The sequence below is a fragment of the Gracilibacillus salitolerans genome (genome assembly GCF_009650095.1).
GTDB classification, from domain to species: Bacteria; Bacillota; Bacilli; order Bacillales; family Amphibacillaceae; genus Gracilibacillus; species Gracilibacillus salitolerans.
Window position 1 is genome coordinate 1,331,188 of sequence record NZ_CP045915.1, and the last position, 25,148, is coordinate 1,356,335.

Consider the following 25,148-nt stretch of genomic DNA (forward strand, 5'->3'; position numbering starts at 1 on the left):
GGTGGTATTGATGAATAATCATTCAACTAACGCGCATATTCATTTGGATCAAAAAAAATTACCAATTTTATTTGATGTAGACGTAGCTCTTGTAGGAGGATCTATTGCTAGTGTAACAATGGCCTTAGAGTTAGCTAAAGCTGGTAAAAAAGTCGTTTTAATAGAATCGCGAACATATTTAGGACGTGAAATCACAGCAACATTAAGACCATGGATAAGCGAAAAAGCAGTTGATCATATAAATACTGATCTAATCAAGAAAATAGCTGCAGATGGCATTGGAAAAAATAATGAAATAGCGCTTTCGATGGATAAAGTAAAACTAACGTTAGAGGAAGAATTATTTGAACAAGGTGTTGAAATGTTGTATGCGAGCTATCCTCTAGCAACCTTTAAAAAAGGTGAAAAGCAGTATTTAGAAATTGGTAATAAGTCAGGGCGCCAGCTTGTCAGTGCAAGTGTAGTGATTGATACGACAGAAAATGCGAGTCTGCTTAGACAGACAAATGAGGTAATGGTAGAGCAAGTAGAGTCAGACAAAAAAATTCGCTTTTCTATCGAATTTTACCGTACCGAGGGACTTACAAATGAGTATATTTCAATTTTAAACACGAATGAAAAAAAGACTCAACCATTAAAAGTGCACCAAGGCTATTTAGATCGTGGTCATGTCATATTAGAAGGAGAATTCATTTCTTCCAAACTTTATTCACAGGATCCTTTTGCTGATCGAATGGAGGATGAGTTTCAAGCTAAGAAAGAAATATTTAATATATCAGAATATTTATTGCATGAACATCAAGCATTCTCCAATGCTTATTTAGCTGCAACTTCTTTTGAACTTCAAGATGTAAATAGACAAATGAAGTGTAAGCAAACAGAAAATTTTAAAGGGAATATAAGCACAGAGATCAACGGAGTTAAAGTTGACTTAAATAAATTCCAAACGTCAAATCCTTCGATATGGTATTTGGGGGAATATATAGAGGATGAGACTATTGCTGAACTATTGTTTGATCCGGTGATGGGTTCTCGAGTTGGCTCGTTTGTCGGATTAGCAATACTTGAAAATTGGGAAGAAATATTGGAAAAAACATCGAATAAAACCATTACAGAGCACCCTAGTAAAGCAAACTACGTTATACCAGGTGTACGTGTGAAGGAACAGCCACAGCCACAAAATGGACGAATATATACAAAAGAAATAGTGGAAGAAAGACAAATACCTATTTTACATCAATCAGATGTACTAATAGTTGGTGGGGGCACGAGTGGTGCAACAGCAGGAATTGTATCGGGGCGAGAAGGGTTAAATACCGTCTTATTAGAGATGAACCCGGGACTAGGTGGAACCGCTACATTTGGTGCGGTGGATAGTTATTGGTTTGGTCGTCGAGTAGGTTTCAATCAATGGATTACGGAAAGAGTAAATCAAATGCAAGAGCGAGTTCGTCATTATAGTCCTAAATGGAATATAGAAGCGAAAATGTATGCTTTATGGAATGAAGCGTACAAAGCAGGGGTTCAACCGTATTTTGGCTCAATTGTTATTGGAACTATTATGGAAAATAAACGTGTGCGTGGTGTTGTGGCAACCTCTAGATGGGGAACATTCGCAATATTAGCTAATACAGTTATTGATGCGACTGGAGATGGTGATGTAGCAGCATTTGCTGGAGCTGAGTATGTATATGGTTCCCAGAGAGATCATATTGTGATGTGGTATTCTTTAGCGCAATTTGCAAAACCAGGTCGTTCACAAAATAACTTTACAAGTGCTGTAGATGTTTCAAATATTATGGACTACACCAGAGCGATTTTAGATGGAAGAAGGCGTAAAAGAAAACGAGATGTGCATGATCACGGTATCTATGTGGCTTCTAGAGAAACACGCCATGTGCTAGGTGAATATGTGATGACGCTGACAGATCAGTTAAGACAACGTAAATGGGATGATGTTGTAAATATTCACTTTAGCAACCATGATATGAAAGGGAAAAATGGTGCTGATTGGATGCATCTAGGGTTAATTCCACCTAACTTAGAAATCGAAATACCTTATCGGTTATTATTACCAAAAGGTTTAGAGGGAATTATCGTTACAGGAAAGGCGATATCTGCGACGCATGATGGCTTTGCTGCTATACGAATGCAAGCCGATTTAGAAAATTTAGGTGGTGTTTCTGCTTTAGCAGCAAAACAATCTATCCAAAATAATGTACCTCCATCTCAAATAGATATTCGCCAGTTGCAAAAAAGATTAGTATTAGAAGGTTTATTACCTACAGGAATTGAGGAACGTGCTATTTCTTCTGAATATTACCAAGATAGTGAATTAGAAGAATTAGTAGAACAATTAACAGGTGAAGAACCTCTTTACATGTATGCTGACATGGAGATGGAGGAAGTGTATAAAGATAAAATTCCGATTGTTGAAATATGCACGGTTGGAGAACGCATTCTTCCATTTTTAGAGAAAGGATTAGATCAAGCAATACAAAATAATGATATAAAGCGTCAGGTCGCATTAGCTCAAGCTTTAGCAATGTACGAATCATCCTATGGAGTACCGATATTAATTGATGAGATTGAAAAAGAATTAGATCGTTATGAAGGACTACCAATCCGAGACAATGTTATACGTCATACCCAACTACCTCCTGATCAAGGAGCAATGCCAGATGTTGTTTATTTACTTTACACTTTAGGTATGACTCGTGATGAACGAAGTATTGATATTTGGAAACGAATTGTATCGCAAATAGATCCATCTGAGGAAAGCTTGAAGGATATGTTTACAGGAACTTTTTATTATGTTGATGCGGTTTGTTATGGAATCGAGAGGCTTGCAACAAAAGGGTGTATCACCATTCTTGAGGCCTTATATACTCATAAAAACCTTAGAGATCAGTTGCGTCAATCAGGAATCGTAGCAGATTATTTTAAAGAAAGGCAAGCAATGCTGGATTTAGCGATTGCTCGTGCTTTAGCAAGGTGTGGTGATATTAGAGGATATAGAGTCCTTATCAACTACTTAAAAGATGCTAGAGCTTTATTAGCAGAGCAAGCACATACAGAATTAAGGCGCCTAACAACTGAGGATTTTGGTAAAAACGTACAAGAATGGAATTCGTACGTCTCTAATCAAGGAGAATTTCCTGAACAACCCCTTTTATTAAAATTAGATATATAGGAGGAACAAAAGATGTCAGATAAAAAATTACACATGATAGGTAACGCACATTTAGACCCAGTTTGGTTATGGCAATGGCAAGAAGGATTCCAGGAGACTAAAGCAACCTTCCGCTCTGCTATTGATCGATTAAATGAATATGATGATTTTGTCTTTACTTCTAGTTCAGCAGTAATGTATGAATGGGTAGAAAAAAATGACCCTAGTATGTTTGAAGAAATTAAAGAAAAGATTCAAGAAGGTAGATGGGTGATTTGTGGTGGTTGGTGGTTACAACCTGACTGCAACATTCCAAGTGGTGAGTCCTTCGTTAGACAAGGTTTATATGGACAACGTTATTTCAAGGAAAAATTCGGAGTTACGGCAACGGTTGGATATAATGTGGATAGCTTTGGTCATAATGGCATGCTTCCGCAAATTTTACAAAAAAGTGGTATGGAGCATTACGTGTTTATGCGTCCGGGTCCACATGAGAAAGGACTACCAGGACGTCTCTTTTGGTGGGAATCTGATGATGGTTCGAGAGTGATGACCTTCCAAATTCCATTTGAATACACGACTTGGGGACAAGATTTGGATGAGCACATAAATAGATGTTCTAAAGAATTAAAAGAACCAGTTGATGAGTTGATGAGCTTCTATGGTGTAGGAAACCATGGTGGTGGACCAACGAAAGAAAATATTGAAAGTATTAAACGATTAAACAAAGAAGATGACTTGCCAGAGCTCTTATTTAGCTCGCCAAATCAATTCTTTGAAGAGATAAAGACAAAGAATATAAACCTTCCAAGTGTTCATCATGACTTACAAAATCATGCGAAAGGTTGTTATTCTGTTCACTCTGGTATTAAAAAATGGAATAGAGAAGCAGAAAGTTTGTTAGCAAAATCAGAAAAGCTGTCTGTTTTAGCAGATCATATCACAGGCCAACCTTATCCAGCTGATTATAAATTAGCATGGAAAAATGTTATGTTCAATCAATTTCATGATATTTTAGCTGGGACAAGCTTAGAAGAAGCTTATGAAGATGCTCGTAATATGCACGGGGAAGCAATGACAATCGCTGAACGTAATTTGAATTATGCTGTACAATCTCTAGCGTGGAATATTGATATTGAGGAAGACGAAAACATGCTACCAATCGTTGTTTTTAATCCACATGCTTGGAGTGTCAAACAAAACATCGAAGTAGAATTCAAGAAATTAAAAGAAGATCAGATTTTAGTTGATGAAAAAGGAAATCCTGTACCGCTTCAAGTGGTGCAATCTAGTGCAACAGCAAATGGACGAAATAGATTAAGCTTTATTGCAAATTTACCATCAATGGGATATCGCGTTTATAAAGTGATTTCTAATCGAAAATTAGATCAAACACCTACAATTAAAGCGAATGACTATGTAATGGAAAATGACCGTTATCGATTAGAATTTAATCCAAAAACAGGCTTCATTAGTAGTCTATTTGATAAAAATCAAGAATATGAAATGTTTACAGGAGATGCAGGTAGAGCGGTTGTCATTAATGATCATAGTGATACATGGTCGCACGACGTTGTAAGCTATAAGGATGTTGCTGGAGAATTTGATTTGAGAAGTATGAAGCTAGTCGAACATGGTCCAGTGAAATCAGTGATTCGAATAATTAGTGAGTTCGGGAATTCTAAATTAACACAAGATTTCACTATGTATCACGAACTTCACCAAATAGATGTAAAAGCAGTAGTTGATTGGCGTGAGAAATTTAAAATGCTGAAATTAACTTATCCGGTAAATTTGGTGCATAGAAAAGCAACATACGAAATCCCGTATGGACATATAATTCGTGAGGCCAACGGAGAAGAGCAAACAGGTCAAAGTTGGATTGATGTCTCGGGTACAATTAAAGCTACGGGTGGTCGTTACGGGTTAAGTCTATTAAATGATAGTAAATATAGTTATGACGTTGAAGGTAACGAAGTCAGTTTAACGGTATTGAGAAGTCCTATTTATGCACATCATGATCCATTGGTTCCAGATCCGGATGGACATTATTCATTCATTGATCAAGGAATACAAAAATTCAATTATTCCCTGTTACCACATGAAGATAGCTGGGAAGAAGCGCAAACGGTGAGACGTGCTGCAGAATTTAATCAATCCTCAATCGCTTTAATTGAAACCTATCATAAAGGTGATTTGCCACAAATCAATTCTTTTATGGATGTGGATCAGTCAAACATTATTGTGAGTGCAATTAAGCAAGCAGAGGATAATGAAGATATGATTATCCGTTTGTATGAAACAAACAAGATTACAACAAAAACCACAATTACCTTATCGAAATGGAATAGAAAGATCGAAGCCGAATTTGGACCTTGTGAAATTAAGACATTCCGGGTTCCAAAAGATCAAGATAAGGAAGTAATAGAAACGAATATGTTGGAATGGCAAGAATAGAAATTGGAAGATTAAAGTTTATAGATAGATTGGATGGGGGATTTTCTCATCTAATCTATCAACAAAACATCATAAATAACACCAAAACTATTGATTTAATGTTGGTATTTTGTTGTTTCATGAATTATTTTAGCGAAAAACTATTGCTTTTTTGTGTTAGATCAGTTATATTATAAATATAAAGTTTTGGGAACGTTCCCAAAACTAAATGAAAGCGATTAAACTAAAGGTTTTAGGAGTTATTAAGTTGTGATGGAGATGTCTTATATGAAAAATCCAACAATAAAAGATGTTGCTAGAGAAGCCAATACTTCAAAAAGCACTGTATCAAGATACCTCAACGGGGCGAAAGTAAAAAAGAAAACAGAAAAAGCATTAGAAGAAGCAATAAAAAAGTTGAATTATTTTCCAAATGCGAACGCGAGAAGACTAGTTAGTGACCGAGCCCAAGTTATAGGCATTATTGTTGATGATATTTCGAACTTTTTTTATTCCGATATTTTAAGAGGGATAGAAAATGTCATTAACAAATTTGGCTTTCACTGTGCTTATTACAGTAGAACATCTTATTATCAAGGTGAATGGGGTTTTATGGATTTAGCAAGAGAAAAACAAGTAGATGGTCTAATTTTGGTTAGCTTCTTAAAACGATCAAAAATATTTATGAAGCAGATAATGGAACTTCAGTTACCTGTTGCTTTAATTGGTGATGCTGAATTTGAAGATGATATTTTTTCTGTAGATGTCAACAATCAATTAGGTTTAGAAAAACTTGTCCATTACCTTGCAAAAATGGGTCATAAAAATATAGCTTATATAGAAGGTCCAGACGAATTTTCTGCGACATACTGGAGAAAACAAGGATTTGAAAGAGCCCTAGATCAAATAGGATTAAGTTATAACTCAGATTATGTGTTTAAGTCAGATTGGACAGAATCTGGTGGATATCAGACCATGGAGAGAATTTTAGAAAATAAGGATATAACAGCTGTAATAGCTTCAAATGATGAAATGGCAATAGGATCTATACGATGTGCTCATGAACATAACTATCGAGTTCCTCAAGATGTGTCGGTCGTGGGGTTTGATGACATATTAGTTTCAAAATGGATTTATCCTGCCCTAACCACGGTAAAGCAACCACTCTATAAGATGGGACAAGCAGCAGCAAAACATATGGTTTCCCATTTAGTGGATAAAAATGATTGTACTAATAAACAGAAAAGATTGTTATTAGAGCCTGAAATAATAATTCGACAATCATGTAAACAGGTTTAAATGATAAAGGAGGTTTTAGTAGATGTTTGGTACTAAAATTAATAAGGATCCACACGGCTATTACTTTATTGCCCCTTTTTTTATTAGTTTCTTTATATTCGGTTTAGGCCCAATACTTTATTCGTTCTACTTAAGTTTTACAAATTGGACAGGGTTTGATCAACCTGAATTTATAGGCCTTGCGAATTACGAGAGGTTAATACAAGATACTGTATTTTTAAAATCGATATCCAATACTTTAATTATTTGGATATTCTCTATTATTCCACAGTTAACGATCGCTCTTACTTTAGCGTTAATATTGCATGAAAAGTTTATTCGTGGAAGACATTTGTTCCATGCGATATTCTATTTTCCAAACATCATAACACCTATAACTATCGGTGTAATGTTTGCTTTGATGTTTGACTGGCAAACCGGAAGTATTAACCAATTTTTGTTATCAATCGGTATTATTAATGAGCCTATTTATTGGCTGAATGATCCTTGGCTAGCAAGAATAATTGTAGCTTTAACAATGATGTTTCAAAATTTTGGTTTTAACATGTTAGTCTTTTTGGCCGGTTTACAAGCAATCCCTAAAGATTTATATGAAGCAGCTGAAATTGATGGAGCTTCAAGAGTCCAAACAGCACTTCGGATTACTATTCCATTAATTCGCCCTGTATTGATATTTACATTGATTACTTCTGTAATTGGTGGTCTTCAGATCTTTGATGCACCATTAATGATTGGTAAAGGACCAGATAATTCTACGTTAACTATGATTATGAACTTATACGAAGCTGCATTTGTTCGTTATGATTATGGTTACGGTGCAACTATTGCATATGGTGCCTTTGTGGTTATTGCAATTGCCACTGCAATTACATTTATGATCCCTGGGGTCCGTAAGAAAAGGGAGGCGAAATAAATGAGTCAAATGAAAAATAATCAAAATAGCTTCTCTGATGAAGAACTTAAAAAGAAGAAACGAATTAGCTTGATTAAAACATTAATCTGGATTGGTATCATCATCGCTGCGATTATATGTTTAATTCCATTTTACAGCATGATTATTACTTCAACACATGCCAATTCAGAAATTACGAGAAAATTATTGTTAGTGCCTGGTGACCGCTTATTAGCAAATTACGAAAGGTTAGTAGACGTTGTCCCAATATGGAGAGGTTTTGTAAACAGTTTGATTATTACAGTGATTTCAACGATTATAGGACTCTATTTCTCGGCACTTGGTGGATACGGTTTCTCAAAATATAACTTTAAAGGGAATCCCATTCTTTTTGCGGCGGTATTAGCAACGATGATGGTTCCAGGTCAATTGGGTATCATTGGGTTTTACAGATTAATGAATGAATTTGGATTACTCAATACTTACTGGCCATTAATATTACCTTCTGTAAGTAATGCATTTGCATTATTCTTCTTTAAACAAGTAGCAGATGCATCTGTTCCAAAAGAAATGATGGAGTCTGCAAGAATAGATGGGTGTAGGGAGTTAAATATTTTTCATCGAATTGCTTTACCTTTAATGGGGCCATCTTTAGCAACACTTGGTATTTTCCTGTTTATTAGTAAATGGAATGAATTTTTACAACCGATGATTATCTTATTTGATCAAGAGCTACAGACATTACCAGTTTTGATAGCAAGTGTTAGAAGTCAATTTAACGTAGATTATGGTGCTCAATACGTTGGTATTGTAATTTCTATCATTCCAATACTCATTGTATTTGCCTTATTCTCAAAACAGATTATTGGAAATGTAATGGCAGGTGCAATTAAAGAGTGACATTTTGTCACGGTGCTAATCGTCCGTAACCCTCTCACTTCAATGTTCAAGTAAATAGAAGAAGCCAAAGTTGAGGATAACGGACGCTATCACCCTGATAAGTTTCGCTTGTCATATAGATTTTTGGGGGTGATTTAGACTTCACAACATAACAAACGAATATTGTATGAGAATATCTCTGAAAAAAATTAATAGAGGAGAATTTATATGAAAAAAAGATTAAACATATTGTTTATAACTTTAATTTTAACTGCTGTATTAGCTGCTTGTTCATCTGATGCAGATAACGAGGGTGACAATAATGGTACTGATGATAAAGTAAGTGAGGATATGTCTCCAGAAGATTTTGAAGGTGATTTAGATATTTGGACTTTTTTTGGTGACGTTGAATTGATGGCAGAAAGATTTGAAGAAAAATATCCTAATGTAAATGTCAATGTAGAGGTATTCCCTGGGGATCAATATCAAACAAAATTAATGAATGCGATTAACAGTAATACAGATGTTCCAGACATTTTTGATTTAGAAAGAAGTTATATGGGTAAATTTATTAATCAAGAGTTTGTTGCAGATTTAACTGAATTAGGCGCAGATGAACTAGTAGAGGATTATATTCCTTATGTAAAAGAATTAGGAATGGGAGAAGATGGTTCTGTTAGAGCTATATCTGACCATGCTTCACCGGGTGCTTTTTGGTACCACCGTGATTTAGCAGAGGAATATTTAGGAACAGATGATCCAGAGGAAGTTTCTGAAATGGTTAGTGATTGGGATTCCATTATAGAATTAGGTCAACAGGTTCAAGATGATAGTAATGGAGAAGTTCATCTAATTTCTCATTTTGGTGATGTATATAATACCGAAAAAAATAACCCGGAATTATGGCTAGAAGATAATTCGTTAGTAATCGATGACCAGTGGAACGAAATTTTTGAAAATATGAAATCGATTAGAGATCTAGGTATCGATGCTAAATTAGGATATCACTCTGGTGGTTGGGGTGACGCGCTTAATGAAGGTGGAGTTATCATGTTTGCAAACCCAGCTTGGGCTAGTTTTATGGTAGGAAATGAAGATGGTGAAGCCGAAGGGAAATATGGTTTAGCAGAAACGCCAAGTGGTTATTACGAGGGTGGAACTTATCGAGCAATGTTTAATGGATCAGATAATAAGGCATTAGCTTATGAGTTTATCAAGTTTATAGCTGGAGAGGAATGGCAACAATATAATCTTGAAGAAACTGGTAACATGCCTGCGCTCCAATCACTTTATGAAGAGAATGCAGATAGCTTTACACATGAATTTTTCGGAGATCAAAAAGTTCTAGAAACTTATTATGAATTATTAATGGACATACCAGCAAATAGAGCAACCGAGAATAATAATGATATTTCAACTCTTTGGTATGATGCAACTTCTGAAGCAATAGACAAGGGACAAAGCTATAACGACGCTATGGAAAGTTTTAAAGCTTCCGTTCAAAATAATTATCCAGAAATTGAAGTAGAATAAATAATTATCATTTATAGACGGTTGCATGTTCTTAGCAGCCGTCTATTTATTAAGGAGCGTGGAATAATGACTGAAATTACAGATTATATAGACCAAATGCGTATTATTGATGGACATGAGCACCTTATTCCACTCAAAGATAGGAAAAAAAATAATCATGGTTTTTTTGATCTATTACACTATTTAAAATCTGATATGACCTCTGCTGGCTTAAACTTACATTATTTTGACGCCAGCAAGAATGAAGATTCAATTGAAAAAAAGGCAGAGGTTTTCTTGGAATTTTGGGAAAAAACAAAAAATACAACCTATGCCAAAATGCTTAAGTGGGCTGTAGAGGATTTATATGGAATGAAAGATTGGACCATTGAAGGTATTTGTGAGTTAGATAAAAAAGTAAAGCAAGCTTCTCAAGACCCAGATTTATATGAACGTATTCTTAAGGAGAAAGCAAAAATTGATGTGGCTTTTACACTCATTTTTACAACTAACGTTGATTTTCGATACTTCAGACCCGTTATGTGGATGGATCATACTTTCCGACTCCATTCCAGGGAACAAATACAAAAGTTAGCGAAAGAATCAGAGCGTTCGATTCATAGTCTTGATGATTTACGAGCAGCAGTGGAGAAGATTATGGAAAAGTATGTAGATGAGGGAATGGTAGCAACTAAAATCGGAGCTGCCTATTGGCGTTCGCTAAATGTAGAAAAACCAACATATGCGGAAGCTGAAAGAGTCTTTAATACTATTCAGTCCAATTATTTAAAGGAATCTATCTCGAGTGAAGATGCTAAACCATTACAGGATTTTATGATCCATGAAGTGATTAAGAATTCCATTGTAAATGATATGCCAATTCAAATCCATACAGGTCACCAAGAGCCTAGTGTCTCGAGTAATGGTAACATTCTTACGAATTCTAGGGTAACGGATTTAGTTCCGTTATTATTAGAATACTATGAGGCGAAATTTGTTTTATTACACGGTGGAATGCCTTATCATCAGGAATATTTATCAATTATTAAAAATTTCCCTAATGCCTATGCCGATCTAACATGGTGTTATATTCTTTCACCGACTATGACAAAACAAATCCTGTTTCAATTAATTGAAATGGTACCACAATCAAAAATCCTAGGTTTTGGAGGAGATTATAGTCAAGTAGAAGGTACCTATGCACATGCGAAATTAGCAAAAAAAGTAATGGCGGAGGTATTATCTGAAAAAATAGTTCAAGGTGAAATGACGGAGAAAGAAGCACAAGGTTTTGCAAATCTAGTATTCCGCAATAATTTAATTGAATTATATAAATTAGACTTTAAAAAGTTATGATGCAGAGGTGGAAGCATGTTTGAAATAGTAAATGAGAAAGAATTAATAGTAAAAAAAGATAAGAAAAAAGTGTTGGATCAGATAACCTTAGAGATAGCAACTGATCAATTAGGGAACATAACACTCGATTTAACAGATCTAAAACAGTCTAATCATAATGGTAATAAAGGGTCTTATGACAGATATGAATTTATCTATTCTTTAGAGAAAAAGGCTAATGTATCATTGATTTTTCACTGTTATGAAAAAACGATACAAGCATTCGTGGAAGCACGCCTAGAAAGTGAGCGTTTATTTGCGTTAAATGATTCGTTTCAAGCAAACGACGGTATAAGAATCCATGTCACAGATATACCTAACATGGAGAAAATGGTAGCACATTACCGACATAAAGATTGGTGGTCACGACCATACTTTGATACAAATTTAACAGATCTACCTAAGAGAACCACTTCTATTACGTGGAAAAAAACAGATTCTAATTACCAACTCATGACGATTGTTGGTGAAACCTTCAAAACTGAAATGCAGGGTGCTGAAAAAGGATTTACAATCACTGTATCGTCAAATGATCATGGAAGAGAATCATGTCAAACCCCTTTATTCGTTTTAACGGAAAATGAAAATACGTTTGATTTAATCAAACAAACAATCACAGAAATTGGTACGATAATTCAAAAAGAACCATTCATTGAAAATAAGCGCTACCCGGAAAAGTTAGATTATTTTGGTTGGTGTAGTTGGGATGCTTTCTATCAGAAAGTAAACGAAAAAGGTATTGTAGAAAAGATACAAGAATTGAACGAACAAAATGTCCCTGTAAAGTGGGTAATGATTGATGATGGGTGGTCTGAAATCAAAGATGATCGATTGCATGCTTTTACACCAGATCAAGAGAAATTTCCAAATGGCTTCAAGTCACTTACTAAAAAGCTACGTCAAGATTATGGAATAGAATCGATTGGTGTTTGGCACACACTAGCTGGATATTGGGGTGGTGTAGATCCTAACAGTAAATTAGCCGACGACATGCAAGCATTTTTATATAAAACGACTGCTGACAAATTAATTCCTTACCCTCAAAAAGGAAAAGGTTTTTCATTTTGGGATGCTTGGCATCAATATTTAAAAGAACAAGGCATTGACTTTGTAAAAGTAGATGGTCAAAGCGCTATTCATAACTTCTTAAATAGCCAAAAGCCAATTGGTCAAGCTTCGACAGAAACACATAAAGGTTTAGAAGCATCTGTTGGTATTCATTTTGATCAAAACATCATTAATTGTATGGGGCTGGCTCCAGAAAATATTTGGAATCGTCCTATTTCAGCAGTTTCAAGAAGTAGTGATGACTTTGTTCCTGATGATGAACAAGGGTTTGCTGAACATGCGGTTCAGAATGTCTATAATTCCTACTATCATGGTGAATTTTATTATGGTGATTGGGATATGTTTTGGACAAAGCATAAAGACGCAAAACGTCATGCATTACTTCGAGCAATGAGTGGTGGACCTATTTACACAAGTGATAAAGTTGGTGAAACAGATGCAAATATTATTCAGTCGCTTATTTATCAAAATGGTCGAATTGTAAGATGTGATCAAGTTGGTCGTCCTACTGCAGATACATTAATGGTTAATCCAACAAATGATGAGGTGCCACTCAAAGTTTGGAATAAAAGTAATGGAGTAGGCGTTATAGCTGCGTTTCATATTCATCCTGAAGCAAATGAAGTCTCTGGAATAATTAGCCCGTCTGATATTCAAGATTTGAATGCAGAACGTTATATTGTATTTGATTATTATAACCAAAAAGTGGAGCAGATGAATAAAACTGATAAGAAAATTATTTCTCTAAGCAAAGACGAATATGTGTTATATCATATAATTCCACTAAGAGAAAAAGTGACACCGGTAGGTTTAATCGATAAATATATTTCGTCACATACGTATAGGGTTTTAAGTGAGTCAGCAAATAAAATGATAATTCAATTAAAAGAAGCTGGGCGCTTTGCTTTCGTTTCAGAAGAAAGCCATTCGGAAATTATGATTAATGGAAAGCGAACTACAGCAATGAAAACAGAAGGCTTATACATCGTCGATTGTACAGATGAAGAGGGAGAATTTGTAATAGAATTAAATTATTAAAAATAAATGAAAGGAGTGTCTTAAATGAAAGTATCCTGTCATTTTATTACTTGGGGAGAAGAATTACTTACCGCATTGGAAGAGGCATCTGATTTAGGATATCAAGCCTGTGAAACCTTTACACATCTCGCATTAAATTATGAAGATCGTATCGAAGAGTTTCAAGAACTGATGAACAAGTACGGTTTTCAATTGTCTGCTTTATACGGTGGTGGCAACTTCACAGACATTGAAAAACGAGACTACATTGTAAAACGTAATGCACAAGTTGCTCGCTTTATTAAAGCAAATGGAGGAGATCGGATTGTATTTGGTCCTGGAGGGCCAAGACGAGAGGGTGGTACAACCTTAGAAGAGTTGAAAATTGCTGCAGAAACCATGAACTTAGCCGCAAAGGCATGCGATGAAATAGGGGTAAAGGCTTGTTTACATCCACATATAAATACAGAGATTGAGACTGTATTCGAATTAGATACAATGATGGAATTGACTGATCCGAAGTATGTTCATTTTTGCCCAGATACTGCCCATTTAAAAAGAGGAGGTATGGATCCACTAGAAGTCATTAAACGTTATAGTGATCGAATTGCATATGTTCATTTAAAAGATATTTCTCCTGAAGAAGTAGATGAACAAACCTTTCCAATCTTATCCGGTAATGAGCAAATGCCAATCTTTTGTGAATTAGGATTAGGTACAATCTCAGATGAAATTGTGGATATAGTAGGCTACTTAAAAGAGATTAATTATGACGGATGGCTTACAGTGGAAATTGACAAATCAACAAGTACTCCATATAAGAGTTTGGAAATCTGTCGTAATTTTGTGCAAAATCGGCTCAAGTTAGAGCTCTAATTACTACCCATTAATGTATGAGAAGGTGAGAGATAATGGCTCAAGGATGGAAAAGTGGACTAACTCGGTTTGCGGAATGGTTTTCACGGTTAGCCTATATTAATTTGCTCTGGATTTTATTTACCATAGTCGGACTAGTCTTATTAGGATTTATTCCTGCAAGTGTTGCGATGTTTACAGTGATAAGGACGTGGCTAAAAGGTAACTTGAATCCTCCAAATACAGTGTTTCAATTATTTTGGAAGACGTATAAACAAGAGTTTATACGTTCTAATCTAATTGCATTTATCCCTTTTATACTTGGGTATATATTGTATATTGATATTTTTGTATTTGAATTTCCAGATACCATGCTCATGCAAAGTGTTCAATTTATAATATATGTATTGAGTATATATTATTTACTAGCGATCTCCTTTTTCTATCCTATTTATGTTGAGTTTCAATTAAAATGGCTCCAATTTTTAAAGATGTTATTTTTAATGCCGTTTGTTGCCCCTTTTCGCGGGCTAACTATGGTAATTATCGGATATGGTATCGTATTTTTAATGAGCATGATGCCAGTCTTATACCTTTTCTTTGTTGGTAGTATTATAGCTTATTTATGGTTATTGATAGCTTTGCCAACTTTTTCAAAGCTACACGATCGTTTGGTGGGAAAAGATGAATGACACAGAAAGGGGTTCTTCTACAATGAAAAATAAACAGCCTAACATGGTAATGATTATGGCAGATCAAATGGCATTTGATGTAATCGGTGCTTTAGGTCATCCAGCAGTGAAAACACCTAATATCGATAAATTAGTGGAAAGTGGTGTCACTTTCGATAATGCTTATTGTAATTCACCAATATGTGCTCCATCCAGAGCTTCTTTTGTTTCTGGGAAGTTAACAAGTAATATCGCTGTTTATGACAATGGATCTGAGCTATCAGCAGACACACCTACATTTTTACACCATTTACGGAATGCGGGTTATGAGACAGTACTTGCAGGAAAAATGCATTTTATAGGTCCGGATCAGCACCATGGATTTGAAAAAAGAATTACTGGAGATATTCATACGACAGGCTTTGATTTAACCCCAGATTGGACAAAAGGTGTATATCATAACCATGGTACAGGTGTGAAAAGATTAAAGAATCCAGGTGTTAGTGAGATCAATAACAATTTAGATTACGATGCGAGGGTTTTAAATAGATCTTTGGAGCAAATTCGTAGCTTTAAGCGAAGGAAAGAAGAAGAGAAGAGACCATTTTTCTTATGTTCCTCCTTCTTCCATCCACATGATCCATTTCATATTACGGAAGAATATTGGAATATGTACGATGATGTAGAAATTCCATCCCCGGCTGTAGACGGACATGATTTAGATGAAATGCATCCGTTCAATCAATGGATTCAAATACATCATGAACTAGATATTTGTCAATTAACCGATGAAGAAATAGAGAAAAATAGAAGAGCTTATTATGGAATGGTGACTTATTTTGATCGAATTGTTGGGGAGATTGTCAATGAGTTAGAACGATTAAATATGTTAAAAGATACGATTATAATGGTAACAAGTGATCATGGTGAAATGCTTGGTGAACATGGAATGTGGTTTAAAAGAACGTTTTATGATCCAGCAACCAAAATTCCTTTAGTAATATCTTGTCCTGAACGTTTTCAAGGAAATAGAACCGTATCAGAAGTTGTTTCATTAGTTGATTTAGCAGCTACTTGCATCACATTAGCAGAAGCTCCCGGTGCTGATGAATGGATTGAGGATATCGATGGTAATAGCTTCGAGGCACTCCTTTATGATAAACAAATAGATTGGAAGGATGAAGTAATTGCTGAATACTATGGAGAGGGAGCAATTGAACCCTTAATTATGATTAGGAAAGGCAACTACAAATTTGTTTATATTCATCAACAAGAACCATTACTGTTTGATCTGGAGACAGATCCTCATGAATTAAATAATTTAGCTCAAGATGTAAATTATCAGAACATTTTACAACAGCTTAAAAAGAGAATTCATGATGAATTTGATGTAGATACGATCAAACAAGATATTATTAAAAGTCAAAAAGAACGTCTCTTCCTAGCAAAAACTTTGAATATTGGTGAAAAGACAGATTGGCAAGTGAAGAAGTAGCAGGTTAAAGGGAGCAAAAAATTCCTAAAAAAGGGAGGCTATTATAATGGGAGGCCAAATAGATTAATTCATAAGGGCTCCTATGGAGAAACAAGTGCTTGTTTAATAGAAATAAATGTGGATGATGTCTAAATCAAATTGTGATGAGGTGAGGATTGTGAAATTACTACTTAATGGAGATCTTGAAAAGATTGATAAAGGCATTCGTCTGTTACAAGAAGAGCTACACTTTGATCTAACAGACGATGGTTTTCCTATCGATGTAGTACAATCAAGTGGCAATCTAAAAGTCAGTTGTGATGGAGAGAGAGGCTTTATTCAATTCGAGGAAAAAATTCACTTTTTCCGTGCACTTGGCTTGTGGTTGGAAAATTATCATAAACAAAAAATATTTAATATTACAGAAGAGCCACAATTTGATATGAATGGAATCATGGTTGATGCTTCTAGAAATGGTGTTTTGAAAGTGGGATCGATTCAATTTTTGTTGAGAAAAATGGCAGTGATGGGTTTAAATGTTGTCATGATGTATACAGAAGACACTTTTGAAGTGGAAGAATACCCCTATTTTGGTTATATGAGAGGTCGATATTCCTTTTCGGAATTAAAAGCGTGTGATGATTATGCACATGCTTTTGGGATTGAGATGATGCCGTGCATTCAATCATTAGCTCATTTAAAGGAAGCGCTTAAATGGAATTATGCGTCGAATATACGTGATACGGAAGATATTTTACTGGTTGGAGAAGAAGAAACGTATCACTTTATTGAGAAAACTATTCAATCTGCTACCAAACCTTATCGTTCCAATCGGATTCATATTGGGATGGATGAAGCACATCAGCTAGGATTAGGCCGATATTTAGAGAAAAATGGATATAAAGATCGTTTTTCAATAATGAGTGAACACTTGAAAAAAGTGTATGAAATAACAGAACGAAATCAATTAAAACCAATGATATGGAGCGATATGTTCTTTAGACTAGGATCTAAAACAGGAAATTATTATGACGAAAAAGCAGAGATACCACAAAAAGTAATTGATCAAATTCCGAAAGATCTACAATTAGTATATTGGGATTATTACCATACGGATAAGGATTTCTATAAAAATTTTCTAAATATGCATAAAGAATTAGGATCAGATCCAATATTTGCGGGTGGAATTTGGACATGGAATGGTATCGCTCCAAATTATGGTAAGACTATTAAAACCACTCATGCTGCACTACAAGCGTGTAAAGACACAGGTGTTAAAGAGGTATTTGCTACGATGTGGGGAGATAATGGTGCGGAAACAGATCCATTTACAGGATTAGCAGGTATGCAATTATTCGCAGAACATGGTTATTCAAAGGATTTTGATGAACAGAAATGGAAAGAACGATTTTCATTCTGTGGACAAGCTGAGTTATCCGATTACTTAGAGTTAAATAAATTTGATGAAACACCAGGTGTAAGTTCAAATAATATAAAAGAATCACATCCAGCTAAATTCTTGTTATGGCAGGATGTATTGCTAGGACTATTTGATAAGAATATTGAAGGTTTACCAATGTCTGGTCATTACCAACAATTAGCAATTTGTATGCAAGAGGCAAAGGAACGAAACTCTGATTATCCATTAATGTTTGGCTACTACTATCAGTTGGCCAATGTATTAAGTGAAAAAGCAGAGATCGGTCTAGAGTTAAAAACAGCTTATGATGCCAAAGATCAAGATTCTTTAACTCATTTGCGTGATCAATTAAAGAGTTTAGTAAAAAAGATAGATGATCTACGTAAAGCGCATCGCTCGCTTTGGATGGACAGATATAAACCATTTGGTTGGGAAGTGTTAGACATTCGTTATGGTGGGGTAATTTCTAGAATGCATACTGCTATTGATCGTATTAATGATTGGTTAACTAATAAAATCTCTGTTATTGAAGAATTGGAACCAGAAAGGTTATGGCATGATGCTCCATGGGTAATGCCAGAAGGAGCTATTGGACGTAACGTATATCATCGTATAGTAACAGCGAGTGCATTTTCTGAGTAAAATCGCAAAGAATTATCTTGGTGTGATAAGAATGAGTTACTTTGTGGCTAGAAGATTCTATATAATATACGGGTGAGTTTGTTCACCAAAAGATTTAAATAACTAATCCTAGAAGAATTAAGGAACGATCGAGTTTTTATAAAGATAAAGAATTATTTTCTAGAGGATCTTAAATGGAGGTAGTGTGATAACAAATGGCTATAAAAAATAAAGTTCAACTAATAACTTATCCTGATTCATTAGGAGGGGATCTACGACATTTAAATCAAGTATTAACCAATTGTTTTCATGGTTTATTTGAAGGTGGGATTCATATTTTACCTCCATTTCCTTCATCTGGAGATCGAGGATTCGCTCCTAAAAATTATTTAGAGATAGAGCCAGAGTTCGGTGATTGGAATGATATTCGAGCTATTGGTGAAAAAAATGATGTACTAGTAGATTTAATGGTGAATCATATTTCAAAGTTATCACCTTATTTTCAAGACTATTTAAGGAACGGCTCTGATTCAGAATATGCCGATTGTTTTATTACGTTGGATAAGTTGTGGGAAGACGGTATACCAAAACAAGATGATATAGACAAAATATTTTTACGTAGACCTGTTCCGTACTCTACATTTTCTTTTGAAAAAACAGGTGAACAATTCAAGGTCTGGACGACATTTGGCAAAGAAGATCCTTCTGAACAAATTGATTTAGATATTAAATCACCTAAAGTGAAGGAAATTTTGGCATCTTTCTTTGAAACTTTCAGTCAAAATAATATTAAGATTGTTCGATTAGATGCTGTTGGTTATGTGATTAAAAAGCTAGGGACAAGTTGTTTTTTTGTTGAGCCAGAAATTTATCAATTTTTAGAATGGGTGAAAGAGTTAGCAGATCATTACGAAATTGAAATCCTTCCCGAAGTACATTCGAATTATGACATTCAGTTGAAGCTCGCTGAACAAGGTTATTGGATCTACGATTTCATACTGCCATATACAGTACTAGAAACGATGCTTACCAAAAGTAGTAAACGCTTGAAGGAGTACTTAAAAGACAGACCTGAAAAACAGTTCACCATGCTGGATTGTCATGATGGTATCCCAGTGTTGCCTGATTTAGAAGGTAAAATCGATACAAAAAAAGCTAGTGAAATAACGCAAACTTGTAAAGATAGGGGAGCAAATTTTAGTGTAATTGTGTCAGATGAACACAAAGCGGCTGATGGTTTTGATGTACATCAAATAAATGGGACGTACTATTCATTATTGAATAGTGATGATGCCTATTTAGCATCAAGAGCGATACAATTTTTCGTTCCAGGAATTCCACAAGTTTATTATGTAGGGTTATTAGCAGGGGAAAATGATTTTCAATCTGTTGAAGAAACAGGAGAAAACCGTGCCATTAATCGGCATAATTATACGCAATCAGAAATTGAAGAATCTGTGGGAAAAGCAGTGGTAAAAAGGCTTTTGAAGCTTATTCAATTCCGTAATGAATATCCTGCTTTCGATGGGGAGTTCTCTGTTATGGAATCAAACGATAAACATATTAAACTTAAATGGGTAAAGAAAGAAAAATATTGTGAATTACACATCGACTTAAACACTTATCGAACGGTCATACACTATTTAGATGAACAAGGGAAAGCTTCTGAATATGTACTGTAATAATTTTAGATTTAAGTTAGAGTAACTGATTGTCACAGGCAAACAATTTTACACCTCAATCACCGGTATTTTATAGGATAGTGTAAGTTAGGATTAAAACCTTATAAATGTTGTTAAATCAACATTTATAAGGTTTTTTTATGAAACTTAAAACGATACCGAGTATACCACCAGCAATCGCCGGAACAATCCAACCTAGTCCTACCGTATATAAAGGAAGTACAGCAGTAAAGAATTCGTTCACAACTTGTATTTTTATACCTGCTGCATTCAGTCCATCAAATAAAGCTACAATAAATGTGAATAGAATACTAACTTGATATACTTCTTTCTTACCTTTGAAAAGAGGATTTAAGAATGTTAAAACCATTAAACACATTGCCAGTGGATAAAGCATAGATAACACAGGTACTGAAAATTCGATAATAGTAGTTAATCCAAAATTTGAAACGACCGCACTAAACAATGTGAAAATAATTGTCCATGCTTTATATGATACTTTTGGTACAATTTCATTAAAGTAGGATGCACAGGCCGTAATCAAGCCGATACTCGTCGTTAAACATGCAGCCACAACAATAATTCCAAGAATTAACTTCCCATATCCTCCAAAATAGAATGCTGACGCTGCGGCTAAAATTGCACCGCCATTATCCATATATCCAATACCACTTACACTGATTGCCCCGAGATAGGCAAGGGAAGAATATACGATAGCTAAAAGTGCCGCTGCAATTAGTGCAGCTTTCATCGTAGAAACAAGGAGCTCTTTTTTGGAGACAGCACCTTGGTCTTTCATGGCGTTAATAATGATAATCCCAAAAACAAATGCCGCTAAGACATCCATGGTCAAGTACCCTTCCTGAAAGCCTTTGAAGAAACTGTTTGTCATGTAGGCTTCGGTTGGTTCTTGAATGGTACCAATCGGATTAAAAAAGGCTGACAATATTAGTAAGGCAATAACAATTAACAGTAGTGGTGTTAGTAATTTACCGATAATATCTACGAGCTTTTTAGATTGTAATGAGAAGTATAGAGATACACCAAAGAAAATGATAGTAAAGATAAGCAGTGACCAATTGCTTCCGCTATCGTTTAAAAAAGGCATAATTCCCATTTCATATGCGACTGTATTAGTTCTTGGCAACGCAAAAAATGGACCGATGGTTAAATACAATGCAACCGTAAAAATGAGACCGTACAATGGGTGAATTTGACTTGCAAGTGATTGTAAATTACTTTTGCCTGAAATGCCTAAAGTTAAAACAGCAAGGACAGGTAATCCAACTCCGGTAATGATGAAACCTAGGTTTGCTGCAAATAGATTTTCCCCTGCTGCTTGACCTAATTGGGGTGGGAAAATTAAATTACCTGCACCAAAAAACAGAGCAAATAACATAAAACCTACTGTAATAATACTTAATGAATTACGTGATGACATACTAAACCTCCGTTATTTATTATATGGAATATCAGATAAATGCTAAATATCAGACTTTTTCGTCGACATGTTTCGTCAAAATATTAACAGAATATCATGGAATTATCTGAAAAGCAATCTATTTTTAATAGCTGCTTCACAATTTGGAATAACAGTTCTCGTAATGGTAAGTGCAAACTCCGTCATCTACACCACGAAATAAATTTTATCCTCTAACTTCAGTCTCGTCTTTTCTTTATTTCCTACGGTTCAGTCAATTATGACAAAGTTCAAGGAAAATTCTAAATACTTTAATGCTGAAATTTTGGAACATTATGCTAAGATAATATAATTAATGTAAACAGCTAATGGAGGCAAAGTATGATCACTATTATGAGTATTTTTTTCTATCTTATAATTCTTTTTAGTATATCTACACTGTTATTCTTTTCTTTGACTTTTGTATTAGGAACGCAAGACCCTATGATTGCATATCTTTTATCTTTAATTGCGACTCATTTGGTATTAAATACTTTAGGGGGATTGAGGAAAAGCAAATTTTGAGTTAAGGTTTAGACTTTGATAGTGAGTTGCATGTATTATTCGTGACATCCAAACTGCAACTTCTTGAATATACGATTGTACATTTTGATCGGCATGTATCGCAGTCCTTTCTACTAATAAATCGATTAATTCTTCAGCAGCTATGGTTGATCACCCCATCAATATAAAATTATTTTTGTGTTTAATAGGAACAATCGTTCTTGTATCTATAATACTACAAACAAAAGGGGAGTGGAGGAAAGAAATGAAATATTTAAGAAATTTATACATTATCATGATTGTCATAGTTTTTGTTAATCTAACAAGTGAATTTATGTTAAACGGGGATTATTCAGCCATTGCGAGTTGGATTATAGTCATGCTATTTCTCTTTGGAACAATATATTATTCTGTTGCAAGGTTTTATTTAACTGAGAAATAATTGCTTTTCCAATTATTTGTTAGTATACTAATTTTGAAACTAAATAATTTAACCATTCGGCTAGGGGAGCATGTAGATGCTGAGAGAGGAATTCGACCCTTTGAACCTGATCTAGTTAACACTAGCGTAGGGAAGTGGATTGGTAAGTCATATAGATTGATCGATTAGTCTGTATATTACTAACCCGTCTTCCTGCATTGGTGATGGGTTTTTTGTTGTGCCAATGTTATTGATGCACAGGCAACTTCAACTGGTTTACTGGCAATTTTCAGGATTTATTGTCAACTTCACCTGATTTACTATCAACTCCCCTCCAATACTTTACTACTATTTTTTAAAAAAAGGAGAATGTAAAAATGAGTACATTGTTTACAGATCGTTTATGGAAAAGAGTGGAACCGATATGGAATTCGTATTTGGAACATCCTTTTGTTAAGGGATTAGGTGACGGCACCCTCGAACAGGAGAAATTTAAGCACTGGTTAAAGCAAGACTATGTCTACCTGATTGATTATGCAAGGCTTTTTGCGATTGGAAGTGCAAAAGCGGATGATCTGGAGAAAATGACGACCTTTGCCAAGCTATTACATGGTGTTTTAGATGTGGAAATGGATTTGCACCGTAAGTATGCAGCGGATTTTGGCATTTCAAAAGAGGAGCTTGAAGCAACAGAACCGTCTGCGATTACTACGGCCTATACGAGTTATATGTTGAATTTGTCTCAGCGTGGCGGTATGGAAAATGTCGTGGCATCAGTGCTTGCGTGTGAATGGAGCTATAATTTTATCGGAAAGTCATTGGCAAATTGGCCGGGGGCATTAGACGATAATTTTTACAGTAGTTGGGTGGAGATGTATAGTTCTAATGAATTCACCGAATTAGCGGAAGAAACGAAACAGTTAATGAATCAAATTGCAGAAGGCAAGCCGGAGCAGGAACTAGTACGACTTGAAGAGATTGTGGTGAAGACGAGTCAATTTGAATATATGTTTTGGGATATGGTAGAAACGAAAGAAGATTGGCCGGTGAATGCTCAATGAGTACAGCACTAGCTAATCTAGTCGATGAAAGAAAAGATGAATTAAAGCAACTTTTATCTGATCTCATTAGTTTTCCAACAGTAAGTCCTCCTGCTAGGAATACGTCTGAAATTCAGAAATATATTGCGGATTATCTAGAAAAATTGGATTTTCAAACCGAACGATGGGATGTTTTCCCAAATGATCCTAACCTTGTCGGGATGAAGAAAGGAACACAATCTGATACATACAACAGCCTGATTATTAACGGGCATATCGATGTAGCGGAGGTAGGGGATGCTTCCGGTTGGTCAGTGCCTCCTTTTTCCCTTACTGAAAAAGGGAAACATCTGTATGGCCGTGGTGTCTCTGATATGAAGGGGGCTGTCGCCTGTGCTTTATTTGCGGCTAAACTATTACATGAAGAGGGAATAGCATTAAAAGGCGATTTGCAGTTGCAGACCGTGATTGGAGAGGAAGTCGGTGAGGCAGGAACCCTTTCTTGTATTGAAAAAGGATATGATGCTGACTTTGCGTTAGTTGTCGATGGCAGTAATCGCGAAATCCATGGTCAAGGTGGTGTGATCACGGGTTGGGTTACGGTTAAAAGTAAGCAGGTTTATCATGATGCAATGCGAGCCGAATTAAATGAAACAGGTGAGGGTGCTAGTGCAATTGAAAAAATGACAAAAGTTATCGACAGCCTTCGTGCATTAGAGAAGGAATGGGCGAAAACAAAGGAGTATCCAGGATTTAAAAAAGGTACAACTACTATTAACCCGGCTGTTATTGAAGGTGGGCGTCATCCAGCATTTGTAGCGGATGAATGTCGTCTTTGGATTACTGTTCATTTTTATCCTAATGAAGATTACCGAGAAGTTGCAAATGAAGTAGAGGAATACCTCAAACAATCTGTCAAAGACGATTCATGGTTTCAGGAAAATCCACTCCTTTTTGAATGGGGTGGGAAATCAATGATAGAGGATCGCGGTGAGATTTTCCCTTCTGCTGAGGTAGATCCAGAGTATCCAGCTATTAAGCTCCTCGAGCAATCACATTACGCAGTTGAACAGGAAACCACTTCAGTTAGTATGTCAAAGACTGTGACAGATGCGGGTTGGTTTGATGACGCTGGTATTCCAACTGCGATTTACGGTCCGGGAAAATTAAATGAAGCACATTCTGTTGATGAAAAAATAGAATTGGAAGAATTAATTAGATTCACGAAGACTTTGTTAACCTTTATTCCAGCTTGGTGTAATGTAACAAAACAGTGAATTCGTATACAAGAAGTTATTTAGTACAAAGCTCAGAGGTGAAAAAACTCTGAG

General features: G+C 35.3%; 16 protein-coding genes and 1 riboswitch. Of the genes, 15 read left to right on the forward strand and 1 reads right to left on the reverse strand.

Annotated elements, in window-relative coordinates; genetic code table 11:
- The first annotated feature begins 10 nt into the window (after positions 1-10).
- The 13 genes from GI584_RS06310 to gtfA all read left to right on the forward strand — a co-directional run bounded on the left by GI584_RS06310 (position 11) and on the right by gtfA (position 20,393).
- Positions 11-3,193, forward strand: coding sequence for an FAD-dependent oxidoreductase (locus GI584_RS06310; RefSeq protein WP_153790663.1), 3,183 nt, complete (start codon positions 11-13; stop codon positions 3,191-3,193).
- A 12-nt stretch (positions 3,194-3,205) separates the two neighbouring features.
- Positions 3,206-5,629, forward strand: coding sequence for an alpha-mannosidase (locus tag GI584_RS06315; protein ID WP_153790664.1), 2,424 nt, complete (start codon positions 3,206-3,208; stop codon positions 5,627-5,629).
- A gap of 267 nt (positions 5,630-5,896) precedes the next feature.
- Positions 5,897-6,907 (forward strand): LacI family DNA-binding transcriptional regulator, encoded by a 1,011-nt coding sequence (locus GI584_RS06320; protein ID WP_194842137.1) that lies wholly within the window; start codon positions 5,897-5,899, stop codon positions 6,905-6,907.
- Positions 6,908-6,929: 22 nt separating this feature from the next.
- A complete protein-coding gene (locus tag GI584_RS06325; protein ID WP_153790666.1) occupies positions 6,930-7,820 on the forward strand; it encodes a carbohydrate ABC transporter permease in 891 nt (296 codons plus the stop codon).
- Entirely contained in the window at positions 7,821-8,699 is an 879-nt protein-coding gene (locus GI584_RS06330; protein WP_228552354.1) for a carbohydrate ABC transporter permease, read from the forward strand.
- A 207-nt stretch (positions 8,700-8,906) separates the two neighbouring features.
- Positions 8,907-10,211, forward strand: coding sequence for an ABC transporter substrate-binding protein (locus GI584_RS06335; protein WP_153790667.1), 1,305 nt, complete (start codon positions 8,907-8,909; stop codon positions 10,209-10,211).
- A gap of 66 nt (positions 10,212-10,277) precedes the next feature.
- Positions 10,278-11,546: an amidohydrolase family protein gene (locus tag GI584_RS06340; protein ID WP_153790668.1), complete on the forward strand. Its 1,269-nt coding sequence runs from the start codon at positions 10,278-10,280 to the stop codon at positions 11,544-11,546.
- A 15-nt stretch (positions 11,547-11,561) separates the two neighbouring features.
- Positions 11,562-13,691 carry a Sip1-related alpha-galactosidase gene (locus GI584_RS06345; RefSeq protein ID WP_153790669.1) on the forward strand — a complete coding sequence of 710 codons (2,130 nt, stop codon included), beginning with the start codon at positions 11,562-11,564 and terminating at the stop codon, positions 13,689-13,691.
- Between the two features lie 24 nt (positions 13,692-13,715).
- On the forward strand, positions 13,716-14,546 hold the full coding sequence (locus tag GI584_RS06350) for a sugar phosphate isomerase/epimerase family protein (RefSeq protein WP_153790670.1): 831 nt from the start codon (positions 13,716-13,718) through the stop codon (positions 14,544-14,546).
- 35 nt (positions 14,547-14,581) lie between these two features.
- On the forward strand, positions 14,582-15,217 hold the full coding sequence (locus GI584_RS06355) for a YesL family protein (protein WP_153790671.1): 636 nt from the start codon (positions 14,582-14,584) through the stop codon (positions 15,215-15,217).
- 22 nt (positions 15,218-15,239) lie between these two features.
- The gene (gene betC / locus GI584_RS06360) at positions 15,240-16,691 is read left to right on the forward strand and encodes a choline-sulfatase (RefSeq protein ID WP_194842138.1); all 1,452 of its coding nucleotides are present in this window, start codon (positions 15,240-15,242) and stop codon (positions 16,689-16,691) included.
- Between the two features lie 157 nt (positions 16,692-16,848).
- Positions 16,849-18,732: a beta-N-acetylhexosaminidase gene (locus GI584_RS06365; protein WP_153790673.1), complete on the forward strand. Its 1,884-nt coding sequence runs from the start codon at positions 16,849-16,851 to the stop codon at positions 18,730-18,732.
- Positions 18,733-18,926: 194 nt separating this feature from the next.
- On the forward strand, positions 18,927-20,393 hold the full coding sequence (gene gtfA, locus GI584_RS06370; protein ID WP_153790674.1) for a sucrose phosphorylase: 1,467 nt from the start codon (positions 18,927-18,929) through the stop codon (positions 20,391-20,393).
- 118 nt (positions 20,394-20,511) lie between these two features.
- Here gtfA and brnQ read toward each other — a convergent pair whose 3' ends face one another.
- The gene (gene brnQ, locus GI584_RS06375; RefSeq protein ID WP_153790675.1) at positions 20,512-21,834 is read right to left on the reverse strand and encodes a branched-chain amino acid transport system II carrier protein; all 1,323 of its coding nucleotides are present in this window, start codon (positions 21,832-21,834) and stop codon (positions 20,512-20,514) included.
- 1,016 nt (positions 21,835-22,850) lie between these two features.
- Positions 22,851-22,948, forward strand: a riboswitch (TPP riboswitch).
- A gap of 206 nt (positions 22,949-23,154) precedes the next feature.
- Between brnQ and tenA the strand changes: the two genes are divergently transcribed.
- Both tenA and GI584_RS06385 read left to right on the forward strand, forming a co-directional pair.
- Positions 23,155-23,838 carry a thiaminase II gene (gene tenA / locus GI584_RS06380; RefSeq protein ID WP_153790676.1) on the forward strand — a complete coding sequence of 228 codons (684 nt, stop codon included), beginning with the start codon at positions 23,155-23,157 and terminating at the stop codon, positions 23,836-23,838.
- Complete coding sequence (locus GI584_RS06385; protein WP_153790677.1) at positions 23,835-25,094, forward strand: acetylornithine deacetylase; 1,260 nt, start codon at positions 23,835-23,837, stop codon at positions 25,092-25,094. Before tenA ends, GI584_RS06385 begins: the two co-directional genes overlap by 4 nt.
- The last annotated feature ends 54 nt before the right edge of the window (positions 25,095-25,148 follow it).

Coding starts and splice junctions, on each gene's coding strand:
- GI584_RS06310 (WP_153790663.1), top strand. CDS start 11: ATGAATAATCATTCAACTAACGCGCATATTCATTTGGATCAAAAAAAA.
- tenA (WP_153790676.1), top strand. CDS start 23,155: ATGAGTACATTGTTTACAGATCGTTTATGGAAAAGAGTGGAACCGATA.
- GI584_RS06330 (WP_228552354.1), top strand. CDS start 7,821: ATGAGTCAAATGAAAAATAATCAAAATAGCTTCTCTGATGAAGAACTT.
- GI584_RS06355 (WP_153790671.1), top strand. CDS start 14,582: ATGGCTCAAGGATGGAAAAGTGGACTAACTCGGTTTGCGGAATGGTTT.
- GI584_RS06320 (WP_194842137.1), top strand. CDS start 5,897: ATGAAAAATCCAACAATAAAAGATGTTGCTAGAGAAGCCAATACTTCA.
- GI584_RS06345 (WP_153790669.1), top strand. CDS start 11,562: ATGTTTGAAATAGTAAATGAGAAAGAATTAATAGTAAAAAAAGATAAG.
- gtfA (WP_153790674.1), top strand. CDS start 18,927: ATGGCTATAAAAAATAAAGTTCAACTAATAACTTATCCTGATTCATTA.
- GI584_RS06325 (WP_153790666.1), top strand. CDS start 6,930: ATGTTTGGTACTAAAATTAATAAGGATCCACACGGCTATTACTTTATT.
- GI584_RS06335 (WP_153790667.1), top strand. CDS start 8,907: ATGAAAAAAAGATTAAACATATTGTTTATAACTTTAATTTTAACTGCT.
- brnQ (WP_153790675.1), bottom strand. CDS start 21,834: ATGTCATCACGTAATTCATTAAGTATTATTACAGTAGGTTTTATGTTA.
- betC (WP_194842138.1), top strand. CDS start 15,240: ATGAAAAATAAACAGCCTAACATGGTAATGATTATGGCAGATCAAATG.
- GI584_RS06315 (WP_153790664.1), top strand. CDS start 3,206: ATGTCAGATAAAAAATTACACATGATAGGTAACGCACATTTAGACCCA.
- GI584_RS06385 (WP_153790677.1), top strand. CDS start 23,835: ATGAGTACAGCACTAGCTAATCTAGTCGATGAAAGAAAAGATGAATTA.
- GI584_RS06350 (WP_153790670.1), top strand. CDS start 13,716: ATGAAAGTATCCTGTCATTTTATTACTTGGGGAGAAGAATTACTTACC.
- GI584_RS06340 (WP_153790668.1), top strand. CDS start 10,278: ATGACTGAAATTACAGATTATATAGACCAAATGCGTATTATTGATGGA.